Below are 23,525 nucleotides of genomic sequence, written 5' to 3'. Positions count from 1 at the left end.
GTGTGTAAGCTCCACTTCCTGTTGTGAGCACGTTGAAGTAGCGATTTGCAGCTGCTAGATGTTTATTCAACAACTTGGGGCATGTTTTTGCGAATTTTGTAGGTAGGCCATGAGTGGAAGGTCGCGTGTCGAGACGACTAGCGCAGAAGATCAATCAATTGGTTTCGACTACCAGTATTATTACTTTCTCAATGAGTTGCTAAATTTGAAGAGCGGCCAAGTTGTAGGCTTGGAGGTTCTGGATGATGTCCACATTGAACGTCCTGACGGCAGCTATTTGCTAATCCAGCTGAAACATACGGTTCAGAGGAACGCACAAGACCTTCCCATCAATCTTACGACCATGGACAGTGATCTGTGGAAGTCGTTTTCGAACTGGTGCAAGGTGATCGCTGACCCTGCAGAGGGGCGAGTAACCGTCCCCTCCCAGCTTGCCTTCATTGAGAAGACCGGGTTCTTGCTCGCCTCGAACAAGTCTGACAACGACAAGAACACCATGTTGGTGTCAATCGACGCTTTCAAAGCTGGCACCAAAACCCACGCTGAGCTGGTCGCAGATGTTACATCGCTCAAAGCTCAGAGCAAAGATGCGACGATACATGGCTACATCGACGATGTGCTCAAACTTGATCCCACTGTGTCACAGAGATTCTTCTCGCAGTTGCGGTTCGCATTAGGTCGAGACCAGATCATCGACGAATGCAAAACATCAATCGCCGAGAAGCAGATAGACGCATCACGGATCGATGATGTGTTTCATGCCATCGACTCCGAGATACGGCAAAACTCCTACACGACCGTCAAGGCAGGGAAGAAGATCACGATCAGCTTTGAAGAGTTCACTCGGAAATACCGACGGCATTTCGATAAAGCCCGGAGCGGTGGGCTGCTTTTCAGGAAATTTCCGCCTGTTTTGCCGGACAACCTTCTTGGCCAGACGTTCATCAAGCAATTGGTGGACATCGATGATATCTCGGACAATAACATTGAGTTCCATACGAAGTTCACCACCAGGCGTCTGCATTTTCGCGATAACCTGGAACGGCTGATCCAAGATGGAGACATCACCCAATCCGATATTGACGAGTTGGAGGAGGAGGCTTCCGCCATGTGGGAAGGCAAGTTCCTCGAAGCCTATTCCGGCCCACAGGCAACTGACGAGGTAGCATCTGCCCGCGCTATTGTCGGCGATTTGCGACAGAGAAAGCTGACGCTTGCATCGCAGGCGATGCCGATACCCATGAGCAACGGCGGGTTCTACGATCTCTCTGATCGACCGGTGATTGGCTGGTTGAGTAACTGGAAAGATCGCTACAAGTGAAGTTCAGCTCATATTACAACAACCTGGGGATCAATGCGTTCGCGATCTCATCTGTTCTGAAAGAGGCAGGATTTCTAACGCTTCCCAAGATTGCGTTGATTTTGCCAGTTGTTGCGCATCGCGAGATGGTAAAAAAGCTTGCCCATGGCAGGTTCCGCTTTGTCAGCTTCGAGCAGTACCTAATTGATAACATCGAATTCTTCTACAACTTCAATGAGCGATACTTGGCGTCGCTTACTCCGACCGTTAATGCTCTCCAATTTTTGCATGAGATTGGCGTCGTCCAATTGAAAGATGACGGCGCGATGATTGCATCTGATTTACCTTTCGACGCCTCAATGGGCAAACGCGCCGAACGTGTGAAGCGGGCGTCAGCGAACATAGCTGCCCTAGTTTCGGGAAATGCTGACGTTTTCTACCTCAATGCGAGGATCGAGCTGTGAAATTCTACATTGAAAGCCTGAACCTGTGGCTCCGTAGCGGGCAGAGAAGGTCTGTAATCTTCCTGCCGAACAAGGTGAATGTGATCACCGGTGAAAGCCACACCGGTAAGACAGCCATCTTGGACATCGTCGATTACTGCATGTTCGCGAGCAAGCATCGAATTTCCGAGAGCATTATCAACGAGAATGTCCTCTGGTACGGGCTCCGCATTCACGTGAACGACAAAGTCTACACGCTGGCAAGAAGCGCGCCGGTGGGGACGAGCCCGTCGTCCGATTACTATTTCTCCTCGGTAGGACAGGTGCCGGAAACCACGCCCAGCCCGAATATCAGCGAAAGTATCTTGAAGAAGCAATTGAGCGCTGATTTCGGCATCGACCAAGACGTCAAAATTCCTTTTGGTGGGAGAATGCTGCAAACCGGCTCTCGGGTGTCGCTGCGGTATTTCCTGCTCTTCAACACGATCTCTCAAGACATAATCACTCATAGCGATCAGTTCTTCGACAAGCAGAACGAGTCTCGCTACCAGGAGGCGTTACCACGCATATTCGACATAGCTGTGGGGATCGACACGGTCGAAAACATTCTAAAGCGAGAGAAGCGAGCGGAATTGGAGCGAAACCTTGCCCGCCTGCAAAAATTATCGGCGAAAACCCTGGAAAAGCGCGATCAATTTCATGCCCAACTGGCTGAAACCGTCGCGCGGGCTAAGGGCTACGGACTCGTTGCTGACGATACGGACGCTGATGCCTCAGTCGACGTGTTGAAGCGAATGGTGACCGAGCGGGAAAGTGGCTCCGACCTCCACGTATCGGCGCAGTATGAAGAAATTTCTTCGCAGATGTACCGAGTTTCTCGAAAGATCAGGGGGCTTCGCAAGTTCGCAGCGGAGTATGGAAACCATAAGGCGACCCTCAAGGAGACAGCGGATAGCCTCCAGCCCGTTGAGTATCTGATGAGGAACTACGAAGAGACGGTTCGGACGTCTGTATTCGACGACATCGTCAAGAATCTTTCCGAGGGGCTACAGCAGATCAAGGACGCTACCGCCAAAAAGACACCACTGGACAGTAACATCTCTGAAATGATCAAGGCGCTCGAATCTCAGCGCCAGAAGCTCCAAAAAGACCTTCAAGCCCTCCCTACCGAGATGGAAAGCTTCGAGACCGATAAGGATAAGTACATCTTCATTGGCGAAACGAAGGCGAAGCTTGAGCTGTACGCCGATCCAGCGTGGGAAAAGGCTCCAGACAACAGCGAGTTGATCGCAAATCTAGAAGCGCAGATCGAAGACCTCGCCGTATTGCCTGCCAACGACCGGCAAGAGCAGTTTACCAAGGTCCTAGATGAAGCAATCCAGGACTACATCTCTCTGACGAAGGCAGCGCTCGGGAACTATGGCGACTATCGCTCCGCCTTTAACTACACGGAAAAGAAGCTGCATCTGCGCAAGCCCAGAACCGCATCGACTGAGAACGTCGGCAGCAGTTCCAATCACATGTTCCTTCACCTATTTCTCTTCCTTGGCCTGCATGAACTGATTATGCGGAACGACGGCATTCACGTGGCCCCGTTCCTTATTATCGATCAGTTCTCCCGGCCTTACTGGGGTGAGGATGACGAGCAGGACGAAAAGGACGTCGACGAGAGCGATGTCGCAAAGGTCAAGTTGGCGCTGGAGCTTTTGGACCAGTTCATCACTACGGCAAATGAAATGGGTAGAGAGTTTCAGATGATCGTCTTCGAGCACATAAACCCCCGATATTGGGAGGGGCTTAAGAACGTTCACCTGGTTGAAATTTTTCGAGATGGAAACGCCCTGATCCCCACTTCCAAGAAGGAGTAGGGGTGTCGGGCTTCAGCACAGTGCCAATTTTCACCACTCGAAGTAACCTGGAGGGGTACGTCTGCCTCTCAATGGACAGCATCCATGGCAATCCAATCACCATTTCCGCTCATCGCCCGCGCCTTTCAGCTTCGCATTCAGCCATCCCTAGTCGCTATTTATGCGCCGCACTCGCATCGACCGAACATTGTAAATCAGGTAGGTACTGGTTTTCTTGTGTCGCACAACGAAAGACCCGTAGTTGTCACGGCTATGCACACTCTCTACGGACGGTCATTTTCTGAGGACCCGGGGGAAAAGAGCTTTCATTGGAACGGTCAGCTTCATTTCATTGATGGTTCCAGCCGAACGATCCTACAGAATAAGGTCCATGACATCGCCGCGTTCTACGCTGATGAACTGGCAACGAAGCCCCAGCTCAGCCTATCGAGCATCGCGTTGCCCCGTCCCTTACCGACGTTCATCACTATCGGCGGCTACCTCGCGAGAGATTTCAACCGGCATGGTGCCAGGCTTGCGCCAGCCCCATTAATTCACACCGATCAGCGTCTATCCGCAGCAGCGGGGACCGGGTATGTGGCAGTCAGATACACGAAGCGCCGGAACAAGAACAGCTTTTCAAGCACCCGAATCCAGGCAGCCCCTGTACCAAGCGGGCTGTCCGGTGGACCTATGGTAGACACCCTCACGCTTTTCAGGCCGTTTCCCAACGTGGTCGGAGTTTTCACTGATCTCGAAAACGGTCAGGGTTATGGCCCAGATGCTGACATCGTTACGAGACTGTTGGCGGGCATATAGGAGACCTACTGGCGCATTTTTCTGGGGTCCGATAACGAATGTTATTGGACGCCAAGGCCCGAAAACCGGCAATTGCGACGTTTGAAATTACCGCGAGTTAGGCTCAAACAGGACGAAGCGCTGCCCGGATTTCCTCGGTCACGTCCTTCACGTCAGCACCCGACGGAACCGATAGGTAACCTACACCCTCCAACATGGAGAAGTCGGCTCCTCCCGAGGTCGATTATCAAGATGGGATCAGCTGGCTCCAGTGCGTCGGCCAGAGGGCTCTGCTACGCGGTTCTGAACGGGTCGAAACTGCTAGGGACGCCGCTTTCATCTCAGTTAACCCTTTCGAAACCATATTCTGGACCCCGAACAATCTATGCGGTACTCACTTGCTACCTATAACCTGTGGTAACCACAATAGTTCTGGAAAACATGGCCACTCCTCGATTTGAAGCACTGAATCGGCTCTGGGAAACAGTTCGAGAGTCCAATCATGATTTTCGGTCTACGACCGATGTTTTTCCGATTATCGAAGTCGAGAAGGTCAGCCGAACCCTCGAACTTGTGGAGCGTGGAACCGAGAGCGGCTCCGCGAACCAGCCGCCAAAATCTGCCCGCGCGCTCGATGATACAGAGCAACGGATCGTGGCAAAGGTCGAAGCCGAGAAAAAGGCTTCCTATCAACTTCTGGAAGATCGGTTCGATCATTTCTCTGACCGTTTGAAGAGCCTGGATTTCCAGGGACAGTTCAGTCTCATACGCAGCGCAAACGCAAGTAGCCTCTCCGACTTCAAGGCAGAGGCGGTCAGAGGCGAGGACGAGCTTCACGTCCTTCGCGACGATATGATTGTCGCCGAAAACCAGCTCGTTAAATTCAAGCAAAAACACAATCTGGAACGTGCCGCGAAAATCACCAGCCCGGAAATGTGGGCATTCAAGGTTTCGGTTATCGTCTTCCTGGTCCTGATCGAAACCGTGATGAACGGCAACTTTCTTGGGGAAGGCAGTTCGCAGGGTCTGGTCGGGGGCATCATCGAAGCGTTTGTCTTTGCCGTCGTAAACATCGGGTATGCACTCGCACTCGGACTTGCCTGTTCCAAACTTCTCGCGCATCGGTCCATCGTGTTCAAGTTAGGCGGCTATCTCACCTTCGCGGCGTATGTCGTCGTTGCTGTCGGCATCAACCTGGCGCTCGCGCACTACCGTGAAATCGCTGAGGTGAGTTTTGAAGGCGCTAGCACCGCAGTTATGGAACGATTGCGAACGAATCCTGCCGGGTTGGCTGACCTGAAATCATGGTTGCTTCTCGGGCTTGGCCTCCTGTTCTCAATTGTGGCCTTCGTTGACGCCTGCCTGATGACTGATCCATACCCCGGCTTTGCATCGACAGAGAAGCAGCGCAACGTAAAGCGTACTCGCTACAGGAGCCGGAAAGATCAGCTGATCGAAAATCTTACCGACATCCGTAACGACCATAACAACAAGGTCAACGATATCATCCGGGAGCTTAGCAACCGCCGTCAAGATTTCCAGGCAACGATTGCCCACCGCGCTCGTGTGATCTCGTTGTTCAACGGACATCAAAACCAGCTTGAGCAGGCCGCCAACTCGCTTTTGACCATCTATCGTGAAGCGAACCGAAAATCACGGACGAGCCCGGAGCCAAAGTATTTCGGAACGACTTACAATATGGACCGGTTGAATGCTGTGCCTCACGTGCATGAAGAATGGAACGATCAGGAACTCGCTGTCGAAATCAACAAACATCAACAAGAGCTGACAGAACAGGTGAAACGGATTGGGGAGGCATATTCAGTTGCCATCGACCGTTATCACCAGCTCGATACTATTTTCCCGGGGACATAAATGGCCAGACGCAGACAAAGTAGCTCAGAAAGCAATACCGGGCTGATTATCGGGACGATCCTGTTTGGCCTTTGTTCTATAGGGTTGGTGGGCGCATTTTTCTGGTTCCAGGCAGAGGCCAATTCCAAGCCGAAGTTGGACAAAGTAACGATGTGCCCCGAGACCGGTCCGAAGGCGATCACGGCGGTACTTCTTGATGTCACCGACCCTATTTCCGATGTCACGGCGCTCGATCTGCGCAATCAGTTCCAAGATATCGTCAAATCAGTCCCCGAGGGCGGTCTCATCGAGGTGTATGCGCTGACGGATGAGCAAGGCGAGCTTGGCCAGACCTTCAGCGGCTGCAACCCTGGGGACGGATCAAGTGAAGACGACATCACCGGGAATAAACGCCTGGCAAGGGAGCGGTGGGAAAAGGGCTTTCAGAAACCGTTGGATGAGATCGCAGGGGAGATCGGCAATGGGACTGGAGGCAAACAGTCGCCGATCATGGCGGGCATCCAGAACATCAACTTGAACATTTTTGGTTCCCCGAAGTATCGCGACATCCCAAAAGAAATGGTCGTTGCCTCGGACCTGATCGAGCACACCAGCGCATTTTCAATGTACGCAGACGGAGCTGACTTCCAGAAATTCCAAAAATCTCCAGCTCGCGACCAGTTTCGTACCGCGCTCAACGGGACGGAAATCCGACTTTTGGAGTTCCAGAGACCTGGGTTGAAATTTGACTCGATGCAAATCGCCGAGTTCTGGACCGCTTGGATCAGGGGCAACGACGGAGAGATGAAGCGATTCACCCGGCTGGAAGGGATGAACTAATGGCTACCCGGGAGCAACTGCAGGCGTTCGTCCGTCACAAGGGGCCGATTTTCGTCTTCGCCGCCCTGACTTTCGGCGGCATGGCATTCATTTGGACGGCCAAGACGTTGGAATGGAATACCTATGTGGTCACGGCGGTCCCGATCTGCCTCATGCTTTTTTACTTCGGGCTCTCCTTTGTCGCCAACGGCCTGAGGCTTCACAACGAGCAGGCGGGGGACAACCTCTATTACATGGGGTTTCTTTATACCCTCTCAAGTCTCGGCGTTTCGCTTTACAGGTTTTCCGGTGAGGCATCCATCGACGACATCGTCCGAAACTTCGGTATCGCGGTCACGTCGACAATCGTCGGCATTACGCTGCGCATTCTGTTCAATCAGATGCGCCGCGACCCACTGGATATCGAGCGAAGCGTTCGCCACGAACTCGCCGAGATGACACGGCGGGTGAGAACCGAACTCGATTCATCGGCCCGCGAGTTCTCCAGCTATCGTCGCACGAGCAGCGAGATGCTTTCCGAGGGTTTTGAGGAAATCGCTCGTCAGGCCGAGAAGAGCGGCGAAGCGGTCCAGAAGGCTATCGAGGCCGTTTCCAGGGAGGCAATACGTCCGATCCAGGAAGCTGCGGAAAAGCTGGCCGTCATCATGGATGCCAACAACAAGATCGTCGAAGATCGCGTCAAGGCCAACAACGAACTGGCCGAAGCTGCCCTTGCTAAGCTCAACGAGACGTCAAAAAGCCTGACTGGTATCATTGCGTCCTTCGGCGGGCAGGTCGAGGCCGCTGGCGAGCGGCTGGCGGCTATGCGCCTTCCAGAGGACGTGATTAAGGTCGAACTGGCTCCCGTTCTTTCTGCCATTGCCGATATGGCAGCACTACAGTCAAAACGGCTTGATGAAACGGCCGCGAATACGAGAGAGCAGGCCGACCGAATGACCCAGGCCTTGCTTCCGCTGGATCGGCTCCCGGAACGTTTGGACGCATCCCTGAAACCGTTGGACAAGCTCCCCGAAGCAATGCGTGCGGGATACCAGGCCATGGATCAGGTACCTGCCAAGATCGAAGCCTCGCTCAAAGTGTTCGAAGGTGTCGGTGATAAAATCGATCTCGCACTCAAGCCGTTGAACGGGATTGCGAAAAGGGTCGGAAGCGCAGTTGATCTTTTGGATAAGGCATCCGCTAAAATCGGCGACGCGACGACGACGCTGGAAAAGAGCACCAAGAGCACGGCCCAGCGGCATGACGCCCCTGATCTTTTCCAGGCGACGCCATTTGCAGCGCCTGGAAACGCAACGAGCACAATGATCGAGGCTGTGACAGAGCCAAAGGGTGATCCCATCATCCTCGACGGCCATCCATCGGTCCAAACTCCGCCTTCGGAGCCTGCATTCCTAGCGTCGGATGTGCAGACGGCGGAAACGTCCCAGGCGGCGGACGAGCAGCCTGAACCGAGGAAGCTTTGGAGATGGTAGACTACGCGGAACCGGCCACGAAGCTGGAGCATAAGGGATACAATCGCGGACTGATCCTTGGCCTGACGATGGCCGAGTCCATGCTGTTGCTGGTCTTCTGCCTTCTCCTCGTGGCGGCGGCGATCATCAATGCTGAACGAGCTAAAACTCGGCTTGCCCAGGATGATCTGCTCAAATCAAAGGTTGAGGTCGCTTCCCTCAAAACAAAGGACAAACAGGCTGAAAAGGCCGCGAAGGAACTGAGGGACAAGCTCGCTGCACTGGAGAACCAGCTCCGGTCTGTCAGTCTCATTCCAGCTGATCGTGCCAAATTCGAAAAGGAATGGCGCGATCTTGTCGATGCCAATACCGAACTCCAGCTTTTGAAGAAAGAAGGCGTCACGGCTGAGAAGATGGCCGCACTTCAAAAAGCTGCGGACGAACTTGAAAAAACAATGGCTGTCTTGAAAGACAGTGGTCTCTCGACCACAGACGCCAAAGTTCTTGCAGAGCGATTGAAAGCCCTCTTGGAGAATGAGCAGAAACAGGCTCAATCCAAACCGCATGAGTGGCCGCCCATCATCAATCTGAGCGAAGCCGAAGGATACTACTTCCAATCCGGAAGTGCGGAGTTGGCGGGTCCTTTCGACGAAAAGCTTCGGGGGCCGATTTCGAACAAGATAGCAACGAGTCTGCAGACATACGATGTCGATGTTATCGAAGTCATCGGCCATACCGACGAACAGCCAATCTCACGTGGTACCTCGAACCTCGATCAGAGCTTTATTGACGTGCTCGCTGGCAAGAAGCCCATTTCGAGTGTTCTACCTGCCGACAATGCTGGCCTTGGCCTGGCGCGGGCAATCGCAGTGGCGAATGTCTTGAAGGCTGACGGCAAGCTCAAGAACGCCACAATACTGCCGATGTCAGCCGCTCAGCTGGTGCTCCCAGGAGATATCCTAACAACTGGGCAAGCGGGCGATGTGAAATCCCGCCGCCGTATCGAAATCCGCATCCGCAGTCGCAATGCGACTGTAACCCCGTAAGTCAGCGCCCCCAAAAGGGCGCTCTCCATCCGGCTTCTACGGCTTCCTTCTCGGTGCAGAACCAGCGCTCGCCCTGTTTGATACTGACCTTCGTGCGCCCGTACCAAGGTGACCAGGGCGCGTGGTAGATGTGACCGTTGCCTGAAATGTTGCCCTTGATCGGGCAACCGTCGGGCGCGGCCTGCTTTGCAACGTCCCATTTATGGGCGCGATAATCCCAAGGCGCTTCGGTCTCCGCCTGCCAGATGCCAACGTGGTTCTGATGAGCGATTTCTTCCAGGTCCGCGTAGTCCTCTGAATATTTGCGGAACGCCCATGCGTGTCCGGTCTGGACCATGGCGGCATTGAGGTTCGTGGACCCAATCTTGCAAACACCGATGGTCCGACCGTAACCATCTTGGCCACGATTGTCGCACGAGACGTCCTTGCCAAGAACAAGAGCTTCCATCGCTGCTATCGCTTCCTGCCCGCAAGCCCAAGCTTTTCCATTTGCAGAATTGCATTTTTGTCCTGCCTCGGGAGCGTCGATACCGTGAAGACGATAGACGACGCCGGAAACCTCCACGGTGTCGCCGTCGACGACTCTGATGCTCGAAGATGCTTGGAGCGCAGACGTATATAGCCCGACAATGAGCGACCCGAAGATTAAAGCCCTCACTTGGCCTCCGATGCTGTTTATGATCACTTCCACTTCGCCGCCCAGTTTCGAAGCGCTGCTCTTGGCCTCTCCGGCCATGACTTGACCTCCGGATTCACCTTAATCTTCTGCCCGGACGGCTTCCAAGCGAGGTACATGGTTTTGTGAGGGATATCCGCGATGACGATGGCTTCTTGGTCTAGGCACATGTGGCGGGAACAAGAGGTGCCCACAAAAAGATCGCCATCATATTTGCCGGAGCCAACACCCATCAAGATGTCATTCACCAGCTTAGCGTCGGGTCCTGCCAATCGAGTTATCTCGGCGTTCAGCTCTGCATAGCCGAGCAGGTCTGCGGGGTGAGAGGCGGTTCGCTCCCGTAGTTGAGGCCACCCTTTCGATACGTCGGCAACAAAAGCTGCGTTCTCCGCTTCTTTGATGCCGTCAGACGGCGTCCATGTCCACCGTTTGCCGGGTTCATTCGGAGTGGGAGCGGTCGATAACGTCAAGGCGATATCAGACGCTTCCACTTTGACACCAAAACAAGTGTCCAACGGCCCATCGAGACGAGGGGATTCGTTTCGCGGAAAGGAAACAATAAATGGAGCCCCTTCGCATGCGTTTCCGCCCCCCGACGATGTTCCCACCACGGTAGGTGTGCCATTAATGACGTAAATTTCATCGAGGTCGAGGTAATAGTTGCGAAGAACTTCGCGTTCATCAATCTCAAGTTTAAATTGGTCGCCAGATGGAGAGATCGAAACCTGGTGGCCGAAAAGGTCATTGCGAAGGGAGACGAACTGGCAACCGTCGCGTAAACAATCATTGGCACTGCAGCAACCAGTGCGAGCCAGGGAGATTTTGGCATTTTGGGTATCCAAAAATATCGGGGTCTGTGTATTCTATTGTAAGGTCTCAAAAGCAATTATGACTCGCAGCTCTCTCGCATAACTGGCTGCACGTCACGCGAAATCTGCCGCTATATGACCCGACGCCGGTCATACCGACACGACGGATTTATCAAGCCTAACCCGACACGTATCAGTTGGTGCCGAACACTAATCAAGCCGACACGTATCAGGCGCTGCCCGATACAAGCTCAACGGATTCCGACCCGAATTATTATCCTCCAGTTCCGCAAACGCAGGAAACGAAGGTTCTTCCAGGGAATTCCGATAAGTTTCGGCAAATCGTCATTCAAGTTCAAAACGCCCTGAGCCTCTATGGCTATTACCAAGGGCGTCATCGACGGTAAAATTGGACCCCAATCGAAAGTGGCGCTGGCGAAGATGCAGGAGGACTACGGTTTAAAGGTCACCGGTACGATTACGCCACAAGTGCTCAATGCTTTAAATATCACGGCCAATTGACGGACGGAACCATCGGGCCAAAATCGCATTGATTTGCGTTCGGATCGAGCCGAGCAGGCTGCACTGCATAATACGTCCGGAGGCTCAGCGTGCCGAGCCCCCAAGCTACTCATCAAAAATGCTGGTGGTGTGGACCGCTGCCTTCCTTCAAAAGCGTATAGCTTTGAATAGGCTCATTCTTCACTTGCACGCGCCGAGGTTTGCCGTCGGTATGAAGTTGTGGTTCTGCGCCAACAGCATTTTTAATGTACCATCCAAGGTACATGTTCAGAGGCGTCTTTCCAGGTACGCCCACATCATACGCTTTGCCGTCGATGGCTCGCTCATATTTCGCAAGAAACTGAGGGTCATCCATCGCGTGCTGGAAAACCTTCAGGACGAAATTTTCATCGAATTTTCCCTCGCCGTATAGTTTTCTGGCAAGACTAACCGTCAAGTTTATTATTTCCTGGGATGCGAGGAGTCTCTTGATGTTTGTGTCAGCCATCCCACCATATTCGATGGCGTAGTTTGTGAGTATTTGTTGAATAAACGAGTTCGTTTCAAAGCCCGCTTTCGATGCCAAAGTAGAGATTGCATTATGGACATCGGCATCCAGGCGAAATGTCAGTTTAACGGTTCTATCTTCCGGCATGTTTTCACCCCCTAAATTAGCAGTATGGCCAATATACGCACTCCAAGAGCGCCCGTCAATCGTATGTCGACAAACATTACTGCGATGTCGACATACGTGTTCATGGTCACGCGCCAGTCGGCCTGATTGCCAATCACTTTGGCCCTTTGGGAAAGAAGATCGAGGAACCGGTGCAACCTTACTGTGAACACAAGGACGTTGCGGTTTCTTCATCGTGAGCCCGTACCAATCACTCTTGTCGTCTCCCTCTGGTTTCAAAAAACCAACCGCACCCCGACCGGCGACGAAATGGACGCCGGGTAGATTCAGTGTCCTTTCACAGGACATAAAGGCGCTCTGTGTAATAGGTCGGCGGCAGGGTCCGGCTTGCTAACGTGCCAGGAAGTAAGCCAAAAAGCGATTCAAAATAATAATAACAATAAAAATATATAATCATCTTTTAAGATTTATCGAAGTAAAAAAACGCCTATTTTTTGCTATATAAACCAGACTATTGACTGGTTGCTCAATGTATATTACGTTTTACGGATGAAGTGAGACGATTGCGCTACGCTGAATTTCAAAAGTGGGAGAGATGCATGATGCCGTCAATATTGCGCTCAGAACGAACATCTAAACTTGGGCGCTTAGGAGAAACCCTGGCGGAAGAATGTTTGAAGGCAGCCGGATACAAAGAAGTGCGGAATTTAAACCTGGGAACCAATTTCCCCTTCGCCGACTTGATCGCTGAACTATCCGGGAAACGATATATTATCTCCGTTAAATCTCGAAATGAGTTCCGGGCGGATGGAAATTTGAACGAATGTTACAACGCCGTAAAGCTCAACGAAGCTGAGAAGCGTGCCTTACAAGCCCAAGGCAAATCCCAGGACGAAATAACCGCAATCATCTGGGAGGCCGTTGACGGCTTAGCGCAACGATGGAATGCCTGCCCGGCGTGGATAGCGGTCCCGATGCGGCCCGAGGAGAGTAGCTATTCAGCCTACTTTGGCGAGGTTTCGCTGATAAGGCACCGCAGATCGATACCAGTCCTTCCATCAGATAGAGTACGGTACACCGAGCTTGCTCCGCTGGGAACATACGATGCGCGGATAACCGCCGATCTTTGGAACCGCGACTAGCATAAAAATCCGCCAACGGGGCGCATTCACGGTAAACCGCGAGAGATTGCAATGTCCCTGCGATGCGTTGATGAGACTGGTGCTGATCTCTATGCGTTCGATTTGTCTCCGGAGGCATGGCAGACGCTGATTGAGCACAACCGCAAATGCCGTTCGCTTCGGATGCCCTGTTGTCCGGCGGAGGTGACTTTACGGAGACATCGGGGAACACAGCATTTCGTGCACAAAACGGTTGGTGATTGTACGACAGCGCCGGAAACAGAAGTTCACCTGCGACTGAAGCAGATTGCCGTTGAGGTTGCTCGTAAGCACGGATGGGACGCAAAGACCGAGGTTGCAGGGGCTACTCCGTCCGGTGAGACATGGATAGCCGACGTCTTGGTGCAAAAGAACAACGCCCGGGTGGCAATCGAAATCCAATGGTCATCCCAAACCAATGACGAGACAATGAGAAGGCAGGAACGATACAGGCAATCCGGAATTCGCTGCCTTTGGCTGCTTAAGAAGCCTGGCTTTCCAACGACTGAAGCTCTGCCCGCCGCGCAGATTCTCGAAGTCGATGGGACGTATTCCGCCCGCGTGGCTTATTCCCAGGAGTTGTCTGTCGAGGCGTTCCTTGACGCAGTATTTGGTGGCCGGTTCCGGTTTGGGATACCTTCTCAGGGCGGGGCGGTTGCTCATATCCGGGTTGGGGAGATCGAGTGCTGGAAAAAGACATGCCGTGTGAAGACGAAAATAGTCACGGGAGTTGACGTCGTGTTCGGTCCCCATACGAGCACCTTCTCGGTCCCGCAATTGGGGGAATACCCCGCACTCTTGAATGAGGTCCTCAGCCACCTGCCTCGGGACTCCAAGATGGGTCGCTTGAAAAAGCGTTTCAGCAAGACCCAAGAACGACAGTACATGAGCAATGGGTGCTACCGATGCGACAGCATTGTCGGGGAATTTTTTGAAATCGAGGCCCGTCATTCGGAGGAAATCGTAAGTTCGTTTCCAATTCAGATAACCCCGGACTGGAAGCAGGCAATCGAAGAAGAGATGGGAGATCAACCCGAATGGGCTGTTTATTCACCCGGTGAGCTTGGCATGTAACAGCACCACATCGGCTGAATTTGTTGCAATGTGTCGGCCTCAGGCGTCTGATGAGCTAACCTGACGGGATGCCATCGACCTTGCTTCATCCTGGATCGAACAAAGCTGGCATAGGACGCTGCATCTTTCGGCCGCTTCGGTCGGTGCCGAGTTCTGTTGCAGTAATGACAAGCGGCGACGATGTTCTCTTCGATATCGCGCCCTCCGTCACACCGAGCCTCCAAATGCTCTGCAGTGCACCGGAAGAGAAAGACGGCCCGGTCTGATATTCGAAAGCGTGCGCTGAAATTTTTTGGATCGGTCTCCCACATGGGCAGCTGGCAGTAGTAGCATTGCCACCCTTGGCTCTCCGCTGCCTTACGTCTGAGATTTCGTATTCGGCTGTTTGGTTTCATGAGTCCACGTCCGTTGCTTCATTGCTGAAGCGGACGTGCAGCGACTTAAGAGCCGCCCCTCAGTTGGGAGGATATTCCTCGCACAAGACGACGCATACAAATGCGTCACTCCGCAGTCTTTGAACGATACGAGCGCCTTATCTGCGCAACGCTGACGGGTCTTCAACCAACCCCAAGCAAGCAGTACGTCTTGCCTCCGTCCAATCTCAAGGTAAATGGGTTAGCCAGATTGTCAACCAGGACCGCTCCAGAGGCCATCACCGCCCGCGACGCAGGTGGGGCTACCGACCAATCATTCGAACTGGCCGCGAGGATCGCTTCTGGCGTGCGGCAAGAGTTCGTAGCTTTCCAATTTGGCCATATCGAGAAAATATCGAGCCTTGCGCTTGGGCGCGGCTCGAAGCCAATCCGCAAGTTCTGATTGCGCAAGCTTTAACCAATCAGGAAAATCCTCGGGACCCCGAAAGTCGCCGTCAATCAGGCCCATCAAGGCATTCGTATAGATGATGCGACCAACGCCAGGGAATTCGTAAATCTCGTTGTCGCGCTTTCCCTGCAATCGCTCCTCGATGAGCCGACATCCGAGAGCGAGTACCAATTTGTCTTCAGGAAATCGCTCATCTTCGAGAAACCAGTTCACGATTTCTGCTCGTCGCTCGGTATCGCTCAAGCCATGGTAGGCACCGAGTCCCATGTTACAAATCGTGCAACATGGGACAAGCTTACACTGGCCGAAATGCTCCTGAATCTGTTTCTTGGTAACGAGACCGCCGTTGGCAAACCGGTGAAGAATATAGACCGGCGGCTGGTGGTCGAATTTGCCGTCATTAGGCATACCGCAATAAATGCATCGGTCACCTGGGGCCGTTGCATAAACCCGGGCAAAGCGCTTCTCTGCCTCACGTCGATTATATTTAAGATTAAGATGTGTTCCGATCACAATGTTTACATCGATATCCCGGACAACAATGAGTGCGTTCTTATCGTATCTAGATTAAGGCAATGCTAAATTGCGGACGATTAAAGAGCGCCGACATGCCGTTCTAATGCGTCGCGCCGAGATAGGCGGTTCACTGCCCACGGTGCGGCACAAGAGCGGTGACAGTCGTGTTCATGCCGCCATCTGAGGGGGACAAGAGCGGAGGGCGGCGTAAAGACCGAAGGCGCGGAAATCAGCGGTATTCGCCGGTGGGTTTGTAAAAGACGTGGCCGCTAAGCCCGGCCACTTTTCCGTCCTCAGTTCGGTGCCACGTTAGCCTGGCGTCCATCGGGAACGGACACCCTTTTTGGAGAAACTGGGCTAGACGAGCGCTCGGAACGTTGGGACATGGTGAAACGACCTTGAATCCCATCGACAACAGGTCTCGTTCTACAGCGGCTGCAACAATGTTGGGCGGGAACAGCACCTGCAAGCGCCTTGTAAGCTCCGGCGAAAAAGCCTGTTTCTTCCCTGCGGAAAGTCCGCATCCGGGGCTCCACACATCCCCTTCGTCGACAGCCGATAAATCGCGCAGTAGCGGAGGCAGGGGGCGGTCGCACTCCCCTGGCAAGCATCCGGCAAGGAGAGCGCAGATGCCGACCACAACCGCGCCCTTGGCGAAATTGGCAATCATCGGAGGTGCCCGTTTGTGGCCGGGTGAGCTTTATTCCTCGGCCGCCCTGCTTTCGCCGCGAGTTTGCCGAGTCTGAAGCTCACCCGTCAATTCACTCAATCGAGCTACTATACTCAACCACTGGTATACGTCATCGTGCCTCTTGGGCACACCAAGCGGGAAAGTGGTCACATATGAAATACGCAAAATTGTTTTGCTTCGCGGCACCTATGATATTGCTTTCAGCTAATTGCGCATTTGCATTCAATTGGGGCTTTGTAAGAGTCCCGGACTGGATGGACCCATATCTCGCCGAGCTTTTTGTTGCCGTTATAGTCAGTTTACTGGGACTGCGGGTGACGAAGCCGCGTGGGGTGCCTGTTAGTCAGCTATCTGGGGTGAAAATTTCCCCTCTCGCAAACTTCTTCCGGGTCCTCTTCATCACCACCTACGCGATGATGATGGTTATGCTGTTTGCAGGAATGGCCCTGCGTCGGTACGCCGAAGCCATATCCTAGTTTCCCGCCACGCCGCAGATCGCGATCTGGACGCCTTAACGGGCGATGACCTCCCGTTAAACAGCGATATGCTGGAACGGCGCGGTCCAAAGGCGACTTGAACAGCGGAGAGCAAAGAGATGCAAGAAATGGTTGGTCCAAATGGCTTCTTTACGAGTGTGTTTGGAATCAGTGCCTTGGTATCGGCATCTCTCTTTATCGTCCTGATCGGGTAAATTGCATTGAAAGACTTGCCTCTAATGGACAAGCAGGGGCGGTATCTCAATTATTTCTTCACCCACAGAAAGCGAGAGGCAAAGGCTCTGAGCGCAACATGGGTGATTGCTTTCTGCTTCTTCGTTACAGCATGGTTTCTATCAACGCTTTAACATGTAACCCTGTTATGGTTGTAGACGAGGCGGCGTAACCTTGAAGCGACTTGGGTAGGCAGGAGGCCGGGTTCGGAAAGCTCGTCACGAGCCATCCTGGCGACCGCTCTCCGCTACCCAAAGCAGGAGCCTACCAAGCCTCTATTTCACCGCTAGCCACGAAGTGCTCAGCGACGTGGGGCCAGAGCGCTGATGATGGCCGCCGCACGCGCGAGTGATACTTGGGCGGCATTCAGCTCAATCGATACTTCGAATAGGTCACGCCCGGCCATATGCAGGAAAGCGTGCAGCACCGCGTCGGAGTTCCTTGCGAGCTGTACCAAGTGCCAGCCTCCCGGCTCCCTCTCTCCATTGAGCCAATACTTAACCGCTCGATCACTTGCCCCGGTCCAACGCATGATTGTCTTGGTCGCGGCCGGGTTTATTCCGATGTCTTCCTTCAGCGCCTGTGAAATCTCGATGGCGTAGTGCTCTCGTGTCGGAACAATTGTGCCCTTATTCGGAACCATTGTTCTGCCTCCTAGGTCTATACTGCCGTCGCCCCGGCCATAATCCGTAAATGGAATTGTTGACATGTGATGGTCATCGATTGGAGCCAGAAGGCGAGTGATGGAAAGTCATCCGCCGAACGACCTCAGATTCGAGCTGCTGCTTATGTTCGGATGTCGACCGAGCATCAGAAGTATTCGACTGACAACCAGATCGCCGTAATCCGCCGATACGCCGAGAAAACCGGCTTCGAAATTGTCCGCACCTACGCAGACGAAGGCAAAAGCGGACTACGGCTGGTGGGGCGAGATGCTCTTCAAAGCCTGCTTTCCGATGTGGAAGGGGCGCAGGCTGATTATAAAGCCGTGCTCGTCTACGATGTGAGCCGCTGGGGACGATTCCAGGACCCCGACGAAGCCGCCGAAATTGAGCTTCGCTGCAAGCGCCAAGGAATTCTTGTTCACTACTGCGCGGAGCAATTCGAGAATGATGGCAGCATGGGTTCGTCGATCATCAAAACGGTCAAGCGGGCGATGGCTGGCGAGTACAGTCGCGAACTCTCTGTCAAAGTGTTCAACGGTCAGGCCAACCTTATTCGCTTAGGCTACAGGCAGGGCGGCGTCCCCGGTTTTGGCCTGCGCCGCCAACTCATCGACCAACACGGCAACCCCAAGTCCGAACTTTCGCGCGGTGAACACAAGAGTATCGCCACCGATAGGGTCATTCTCGTTCCAGGGCCGGAGCGTGAGGTTCTCGTCGTGAGAAGGATTTATGATCTCTTTGTTGTTCAAGACCGGGTCGAAGCCGAAATCGCGGAAGCCCTGAATGCCGAGGGCACCCTAACAGACTTGGATCGCCCCTGGTCCCGGGGGGCCGTCCATCAGGTGCTGATCAACGAGAAATACGTCGGAAACAACGTTTGGGGCCGCACCTCGTTTAAGCTCAAGCAAGCCCACGTAAAGAATCCGGAGTCGGAATGGGTCCGCGCCGACGGTGCTTTCGAAGGTATTGTACCCCATGAGCTATTCCAAAGGGCCCGAACCATCATCGCTGCCCGGGCAGAGCGTTTGTCAGATGACGCCATGCTGCAGAAGCTGGCCGAGGTGTTGGAAAAACAGGGCTACTTGTCTGGCTTGATAATTGATGAGGCGGATGACTGCCCGTCGAGCAGCTCATACTCGCATCGGTTTGGTAGCTTGCTGCGGGCATATGCTTTGGTCGGCTTCGCTCCGGATCGCGACTACCGTTATCTGGAGGTCAACCGGGCACTGCGCCGAATGTACCCAAAGCTGCTCGAAGAGATAATCCAAGGTCTCCAAGCGGCGGGCGGCACGGTGCTGCAGAATCCTGAGACCGACCTGCTCACGATAAATGAGGAGTTCACCGCATCTCTCGTTGTCGTCCGATGCCTTCGAACATCGGCGGGGGCGCTGCGATGGAAAGTGCGACTTGATACGGCTCTCAAGCCCGACCTCACGGTGGTGCTTCGGATGGGGCCCGGAAATTCGGAACCATACGATTATTACCTATTGCCGTTACTCGACATGCACGAAGCGGTTCTGCGGCTCTGCGAATTCAATGGCCTTTCTCTCGATGCATACCGTTGTGAATCCCTTTCACGTTTCTACGCGATGACGGCTCGTAGGTCGCTCATGGAGGTGGCGTAATGGCTGCTATTCCTGCCCAAAAGGTCGAGATGATCCCGATAAACAAAATCACGGTGCTCAACCCCCGTATTCGAAACAAGAAGCACTTCAAGGAAATCATCGCGAACATCGAGCAAATCGGGCTCAAACGTCCGATTACCGTTACGCGCCGCATGGAGGCCGGAGGGCCATTCTATGACCTCGTGTGTGGCCAAGGGCGGCTCGAGGCATTCAAGGCCTTGGGACAGCACGAGGTCCCCGCACTCGTCGTCAACGCGAATGAGGAGGACTGCCTGGTTGCCAGCCTGGTCGAGAACTGTGCCCGTAGGCAACACAGGGCAATCGATCTCCTTCACGATATTGGCGGGATGAAGGAGCGCGGCTACAGCGTCCCGGAAATTGCCCGGATGATCGGATTATCTGCGGAATACATCCATGCTGTAATCCGGTTGCTGGAGAAGGGCGAGGAAAGGTTACTGAGGTCGGTCGAATCCGGTCAGATTCCATTCAGCGTTGCTTTGGAGATAGCCGAAGCCGAGGACCACGAGATTCAAGCTGCCCTGCAAACCGCATACGAAAAGAAGCTTCTCCGTGGCAGGAAGCTATTGATCGCCAAGCGTATTGTTGAGATGCGGCGACAGCAGGGAAAAGGATTGAAGTACACTACCAAGCCCAAGTCGCGGCCTCTGTCGTCGGAGGTCTTGCTAAAAGCATTTCAAGAAGACGCCGACCGAAAACGTATGTTGATACGCCGTGCCGAAACCGCAAAAGCTCGCCTGACGTTCATAACGGAGGCCATGCGTCAGCTTCTGGCCGACAATCAGTTCACCGCCATTCTCGCGGAAGAAGGGTTCACATCAGTGCCCGACGCCGTGGCAAAAAGACTTCAGAGATAGGTGTGTGCAAAATGGTCCAGTTTTCCTTTGAGAGCACAAGTCTCCGAATACCGATTGCTGAGATTCTTCCGCTGAAGCAACTCACCGCGTCCGTGCTTAAGTCCGTCAAATATATGCAAATAGCGGCTTCCATAGCGGAAGTCGGCATAATCGAGCCCCCGGTTGTTATCCGCGACCGACGGCAACCCGACCTTTTCCACTTACTTGATGGCCATATCCGACTCGACGTGCTCGCCAAGAGGAACGAGACCGAGGTTGTCTGTCTGGTGGCGACGGAAGACGAGGCATACACTTACAATCGCCGGATCAGCCGGTTGGCGACGATCCAGGAACACAAGATGATCCTCAACGCGATTGAGAAGGGGGTGCCGGAGGAGCGTCTTGCGCGTGCGCTAAACGTCAATATTTCCAGCATTCGCCACAAGAAGAGTTTGTTGGACGGGATTTGTCCGGAAGCTATTGAGATGCTTAAGGACAAACACGTTCCGATCAATACCATCGGTCAGTTGAAAAAGATGAAGTCGATGCGCCAAATCGAGGCCGCTCAGCTGATGATTGCAATGAATAAGTTCACGATAACCTATGCTCAGTCCTTGGTCGCCGCGACGCCGGACGTCTTGCTCGTGCGTCCGAAGAAGAAGATCGGTGGACTGAGCGAAAGCCAAATTGCCATGATGGAGCATGAGGCCGCGACCCTCGACCGCGAATTCAAGACCATCGAGCAGGATTACGGCGCGGATCACCTTGATCTCGTCCTGGTTACTGGTCATCTCACCCGCCTACTTGGTAACGCACGCGTGGTGCGCTATTTGGCGCAGTTCTTCCCAGATATCCTTTCCGAGTTTCAAAAGATCGCTGACCTTCGTAAGGCGGCGTAGATCGGCTGTGGGTTGCAGTGAACGCAGGGTGGCCGAATACTACCTTGCGTTCGCCGCCAACTCGCGGCGCGATCAATCACCCACGCGTCGGGTGCATGCGTAGGACTTCTTGATGCAAGCAATCGTTGGCGTGGAGCAATTGGCTTGCCCGTCTGCGATGGCGCATATGGAACAGCCGTCGCTGAATTCCATGCAATCAGGATGGTCGCCGATAAAGTCGGCCATACTCCGCTCAGTAGAAGCGCGTTCGTTAGCGAGAGGAGCAGTCAAGGGGGCCAACGTAAGTGCGAGCCCTGTCAAGATGACGGAGATTCGCCTGGTTGTTGAGAGCGGCATGATCATGTTGGTTCGAACTTTCGCGAGGTGCGAAGTCTGCTCGCCCAGCATAATAGCCGTAGGCAGCATTGGTTAATTAAATAGTGCGAAACCGGCCCGAGCGCATCGGCTCGGTGTCACGCAGACGTAGGTCTCCATGTTGATTGATGGGCCGTGCGTATGGTTCGCTCGACCCTGCGTCATTCTAGTGGTGGGTTACCCAGCCGGGTTTATCCCTCAGCATTTCTTCTTCCTTACGTTGGTTCCCCTCAAAGTCGAGGGCCCGAGGATAATGCAATGGAGTCGGCCAATCATCAAGACGCCGTATCCCCAAGAACCGCCCGATTGCCGGTCAGCGCTTAACTGCTTGATACGGATTCATGCCGGACAGCAGGCGCTGCCGCATACTTTCGAGTTCTGCAAGGGTCTTCGCGGGGTCGGCACGAACGCCAGGCCCGATTTCAATCCCGTCCCGATATGCCGTGTGGAAGTCACCTTCATCACGCCACTCGATCTTTTCGTCCGGTATGAAATCGAACGTGCGGCCGACATACATCGGTGCAGGGGTCACGCAAACGTATTCGCCGTGTTGATCGACGACGGAATGTAAGACGTATTGTCCGTCTTGCGGCCACCAGCCGGTGACCTGCCGCAACTGCTTGTCCGGATCGTTGTCCTGCATGAAGCGAGCGTTGGCGTGGCACTCTCGCGGTGGCATCCGCATATATGCCAAGTGTTCGTCGGGATAGCGGGTGACCTTTACGACGGGAAGCTGGCTGATTTCAGCGACCGTATGCGCTTCCCACTCCGTTGGCGGGAACGACCATTTTTCCAGTTCCGCAAGGAATGACGTCCTCGCTTCTTCCAGCTTACGCTTTGCCTCGCCCACGGCGTCCCCCAGCGTCATTGAGATGGTGTTCGAGCTGTTGATGTAGGAGAATCAGGCCGCACTCGCAGTAGATGCAGCAGCCGCATTGTTCCGTGTCGCCCGAACATCTGGCCATGGCTCCCGTCAACTAAGACCGGTTCGCGCGGATGATCGTTTCTCCGACCTTTATGCTGTCGGCAATCTTCACCGTGTCTCCGCGCACGTTCGTTGCCGAAACGCCCTCAACTCATCTTCCCCAGTAGGGAGCCCGCCAACCGGCCTTGATCGCATCGGCTTCCGAGCAAAACCAATGCTCTCCCTTATCGACGCTGACCTTCGTCTTCGTATACCAAGGGGACCATGGGGCATGGTAGATATGGCCGTTTTCTGAAATGTTCCCCTTGATCGGGCACCCGTTGGGCGACTCTTGTTGGGCCACTGCCCACTTCTCTGCCCGATATTCCCAAGGAGGCTGCGTGTCGGCCTGCCATACGCCGACATGGTCCTGATGAGCCTTGTCTTCGAGATCGGCATAGTCGGCCGAGTATTTGCGGAAGGCCCAGGCGTTGCCGGTGACGACCATCCTTGCGTTGATATCCCGGGTTCCAACCGTGCAGACACCGATTGTCCGGCCATAGTCATCCTGGCCGCGATCATCACAACGGACATCCTGGCCAAGGACGAGTTCTTCGAGAACTGAAATGGCAACTTTTCCGCAAGCCCAGGATTTTCCGTCGGGCTTCGTACATTTTTGACCGGCTTCCGGCGCATCGATGCCATGTAGGCGATAGACTACGCCACTGAGTTCCAAGGTATCGCCGTCCACCACGCGCAACGAAGGTGCTGCGTCGGCAATGCCTCCGGTAAGCATAAGAACAAACAAGCCGAGTAAGGGTTTCATTGCAGATTCCGCTGCCGATTCGAAGGCGCAGAATACGTTGGATGCCAGACATATTGGAATGAGCATTTCTGTTGTGGATTTTTGGGCGTGATTTTTCACAGAATCCGCAGGTTGGGTCGGGATAGCCCGGCGCTGTCGAAGGCGCGGGCTCTCGGTTTTCTTGATGTTTAAATGCGTTGGGTTCGCCGAAGCCTGCTCCGTTTGCCAAGAATTGCTAAAATTGTGC

At 53.9% G+C, this 23,525-nt stretch carries 23 protein-coding genes; 15 read left to right on the top strand and 8 right to left on the bottom strand.

What is annotated here, in order from left to right; genetic code table 11:
* Nucleotides 1–109 precede the first annotated feature (109 nt).
* The 8 genes from ACTJKE_RS19695 to ACTJKE_RS19660 all read left to right on the top strand — a co-directional run bounded on the left by ACTJKE_RS19695 (nt 110) and on the right by ACTJKE_RS19660 (nt 9,579).
* Complete coding sequence (locus tag ACTJKE_RS19695; RefSeq protein ID WP_440692170.1) at nt 110–1,321, top strand: hypothetical protein; 1,212 nt, start codon at nt 110–112, stop codon at nt 1,319–1,321.
* Nucleotides 1,318–1,764 carry a three component ABC system middle component gene (locus ACTJKE_RS19690; RefSeq protein WP_440692168.1) on the top strand — a complete coding sequence of 149 codons (447 nt, stop codon included), beginning with the start codon at nt 1,318–1,320 and terminating at the stop codon, nt 1,762–1,764. Before ACTJKE_RS19695 ends, ACTJKE_RS19690 begins: the two co-directional genes overlap by 4 nt.
* Nucleotides 1,761–3,611, top strand: coding sequence for a DUF3732 domain-containing protein (locus tag ACTJKE_RS19685; RefSeq protein WP_440692166.1), 1,851 nt, complete (start codon nt 1,761–1,763; stop codon nt 3,609–3,611). Before ACTJKE_RS19690 ends, ACTJKE_RS19685 begins: the two co-directional genes overlap by 4 nt.
* An 84-nt stretch (nt 3,612–3,695) precedes the next feature.
* Nucleotides 3,696–4,409, top strand: coding sequence for a hypothetical protein (locus ACTJKE_RS19680; RefSeq protein WP_440692164.1), 714 nt, complete (start codon nt 3,696–3,698; stop codon nt 4,407–4,409).
* Between the two features lie 420 nt (nt 4,410–4,829).
* On the top strand, nt 4,830–6,263 hold the full coding sequence (locus tag ACTJKE_RS19675) for a hypothetical protein (protein ID WP_440692162.1): 1,434 nt from the start codon (nt 4,830–4,832) through the stop codon (nt 6,261–6,263).
* Nucleotides 6,264–7,082 (top strand): hypothetical protein, encoded by an 819-nt coding sequence (locus ACTJKE_RS19670; RefSeq protein WP_209790921.1) that lies wholly within the window; start codon nt 6,264–6,266, stop codon nt 7,080–7,082.
* Nucleotides 7,082–8,554 carry a hypothetical protein gene (locus ACTJKE_RS19665; protein WP_209790920.1) on the top strand — a complete coding sequence of 491 codons (1,473 nt, stop codon included), beginning with the start codon at nt 7,082–7,084 and terminating at the stop codon, nt 8,552–8,554. The genes ACTJKE_RS19670 and ACTJKE_RS19665 overlap by 1 nt, the downstream gene beginning before the upstream one ends.
* The gene (locus ACTJKE_RS19660) at nt 8,548–9,579 is read left to right on the top strand and encodes an OmpA family protein (RefSeq protein WP_209790919.1); all 1,032 of its coding nucleotides are present in this window, start codon (nt 8,548–8,550) and stop codon (nt 9,577–9,579) included. The genes ACTJKE_RS19665 and ACTJKE_RS19660 overlap by 7 nt, the downstream gene beginning before the upstream one ends.
* A 1-nt stretch (nt 9,580) precedes the next feature.
* Here the strand turns inward: ACTJKE_RS19660 and ACTJKE_RS19655 are convergent, their stop codons facing one another.
* Both ACTJKE_RS19655 and ACTJKE_RS19650 read right to left on the bottom strand, forming a co-directional pair.
* The gene (locus tag ACTJKE_RS19655) at nt 9,581–10,315 is read right to left on the bottom strand and encodes a thermonuclease family protein (protein WP_209790918.1); all 735 of its coding nucleotides are present in this window, start codon (nt 10,313–10,315) and stop codon (nt 9,581–9,583) included.
* Nucleotides 10,261–11,097, bottom strand: coding sequence for a hypothetical protein (locus tag ACTJKE_RS19650; RefSeq protein ID WP_440692159.1), 837 nt, complete (start codon nt 11,095–11,097; stop codon nt 10,261–10,263). Before ACTJKE_RS19650 ends, ACTJKE_RS19655 begins: the two co-directional genes overlap by 55 nt.
* Nucleotides 11,098–11,439: 342 nt before the next feature.
* Here ACTJKE_RS19650 and ACTJKE_RS19645 point away from each other — a divergent pair, with 342 nt between their 5' ends.
* Entirely contained in the window at nt 11,440–11,586 is a 147-nt protein-coding gene (locus ACTJKE_RS19645; protein ID WP_234941894.1) for a peptidoglycan-binding domain-containing protein, read from the top strand.
* A gap of 112 nt (nt 11,587–11,698) precedes the next feature.
* Here the strand turns inward: ACTJKE_RS19645 and ACTJKE_RS19640 are convergent, their stop codons facing one another.
* Nucleotides 11,699–12,220: a hypothetical protein gene (locus ACTJKE_RS19640; protein WP_209790916.1), complete on the bottom strand. Its 522-nt coding sequence runs from the start codon at nt 12,218–12,220 to the stop codon at nt 11,699–11,701.
* 578 nt (nt 12,221–12,798) lie between these two features.
* Here ACTJKE_RS19640 and ACTJKE_RS19635 point away from each other — a divergent pair.
* Together ACTJKE_RS19635 and ACTJKE_RS19630 are read left to right on the top strand one after the other, a co-directional pair.
* Nucleotides 12,799–13,341, top strand: a complete 543-nt coding sequence (locus ACTJKE_RS19635) for a hypothetical protein (protein WP_209790915.1) — start codon at nt 12,799–12,801, stop codon at nt 13,339–13,341.
* Nucleotides 13,342–13,392: 51 nt separating this feature from the next.
* Nucleotides 13,393–14,433, top strand: a complete 1,041-nt coding sequence (locus ACTJKE_RS19630) for a competence protein CoiA (RefSeq protein WP_440692156.1) — start codon at nt 13,393–13,395, stop codon at nt 14,431–14,433.
* Here ACTJKE_RS19630 and ACTJKE_RS19625 read toward each other — a convergent pair.
* Nucleotides 14,406–14,744 carry an HNH endonuclease gene (locus ACTJKE_RS19625; protein ID WP_412728390.1) on the bottom strand — a complete coding sequence of 113 codons (339 nt, stop codon included), beginning with the start codon at nt 14,742–14,744 and terminating at the stop codon, nt 14,406–14,408. The two genes, ACTJKE_RS19630 and ACTJKE_RS19625, sit on opposite strands and share 28 nt — an antisense overlap.
* 376 nt (nt 14,745–15,120) lie before the next feature.
* Nucleotides 15,121–15,768: a hypothetical protein gene (locus ACTJKE_RS19620; RefSeq protein WP_209790912.1), complete on the bottom strand. Its 648-nt coding sequence runs from the start codon at nt 15,766–15,768 to the stop codon at nt 15,121–15,123.
* Nucleotides 15,769–16,614: 846 nt separating this feature from the next.
* On the opposite strand from ACTJKE_RS19620, the gene ACTJKE_RS19615 reads away from it, so the two are divergent.
* A complete protein-coding gene (locus ACTJKE_RS19615; RefSeq protein ID WP_440692154.1) occupies nt 16,615–16,938 on the top strand; it encodes a hypothetical protein in 324 nt (107 codons plus the stop codon).
* 535 nt (nt 16,939–17,473) lie between these two features.
* Here ACTJKE_RS19615 and ACTJKE_RS19610 read toward each other — a convergent pair.
* Nucleotides 17,474–17,815: a hypothetical protein gene (locus tag ACTJKE_RS19610; RefSeq protein ID WP_209790910.1), complete on the bottom strand. Its 342-nt coding sequence runs from the start codon at nt 17,813–17,815 to the stop codon at nt 17,474–17,476.
* A 69-nt stretch (nt 17,816–17,884) separates the two neighbouring features.
* Here ACTJKE_RS19610 and ACTJKE_RS19605 point away from each other — a divergent pair, with 69 nt between their 5' ends.
* From ACTJKE_RS19605 to ACTJKE_RS19595, 3 genes are read left to right on the top strand one after another with little or no spacing between them, the layout of a single operon-like run.
* Nucleotides 17,885–19,462, top strand: coding sequence for a recombinase family protein (locus ACTJKE_RS19605; protein WP_209791125.1), 1,578 nt, complete (start codon nt 17,885–17,887; stop codon nt 19,460–19,462).
* Nucleotides 19,462–20,337: a plasmid partitioning protein RepB C-terminal domain-containing protein gene (locus ACTJKE_RS19600; RefSeq protein WP_209790909.1), complete on the top strand. Its 876-nt coding sequence runs from the start codon at nt 19,462–19,464 to the stop codon at nt 20,335–20,337. The genes ACTJKE_RS19605 and ACTJKE_RS19600 overlap by 1 nt, the downstream gene beginning before the upstream one ends.
* An 11-nt stretch (nt 20,338–20,348) precedes the next feature.
* A complete protein-coding gene (locus tag ACTJKE_RS19595) occupies nt 20,349–21,215 on the top strand; it encodes a plasmid partitioning protein RepB C-terminal domain-containing protein (RefSeq protein ID WP_209790908.1) in 867 nt (288 codons plus the stop codon).
* A gap of 667 nt (nt 21,216–21,882) precedes the next feature.
* On the opposite strand, the gene ACTJKE_RS19590 is transcribed toward ACTJKE_RS19595, so the two are convergent.
* Nucleotides 21,883–22,437: a hypothetical protein gene (locus ACTJKE_RS19590; RefSeq protein ID WP_209790907.1), complete on the bottom strand. Its 555-nt coding sequence runs from the start codon at nt 22,435–22,437 to the stop codon at nt 21,883–21,885.
* Nucleotides 22,438–22,645: 208 nt separating this feature from the next.
* Complete coding sequence (locus ACTJKE_RS19585) at nt 22,646–23,299, bottom strand: thermonuclease family protein (RefSeq protein ID WP_209790906.1); 654 nt, start codon at nt 23,297–23,299, stop codon at nt 22,646–22,648.
* Nucleotides 23,300–23,525: the final 226 nt, after the last annotated feature.

It is taken from the genome of Ensifer sp. 22521 (assembly GCF_052044795.1).
Lineage (GTDB): Bacteria > Pseudomonadota > Alphaproteobacteria > Rhizobiales > Rhizobiaceae > Ensifer.
The sequence above is the reverse complement of the archived record's forward strand: the minus strand, read 5'-3'. Positions and strand labels throughout refer to the sequence as shown.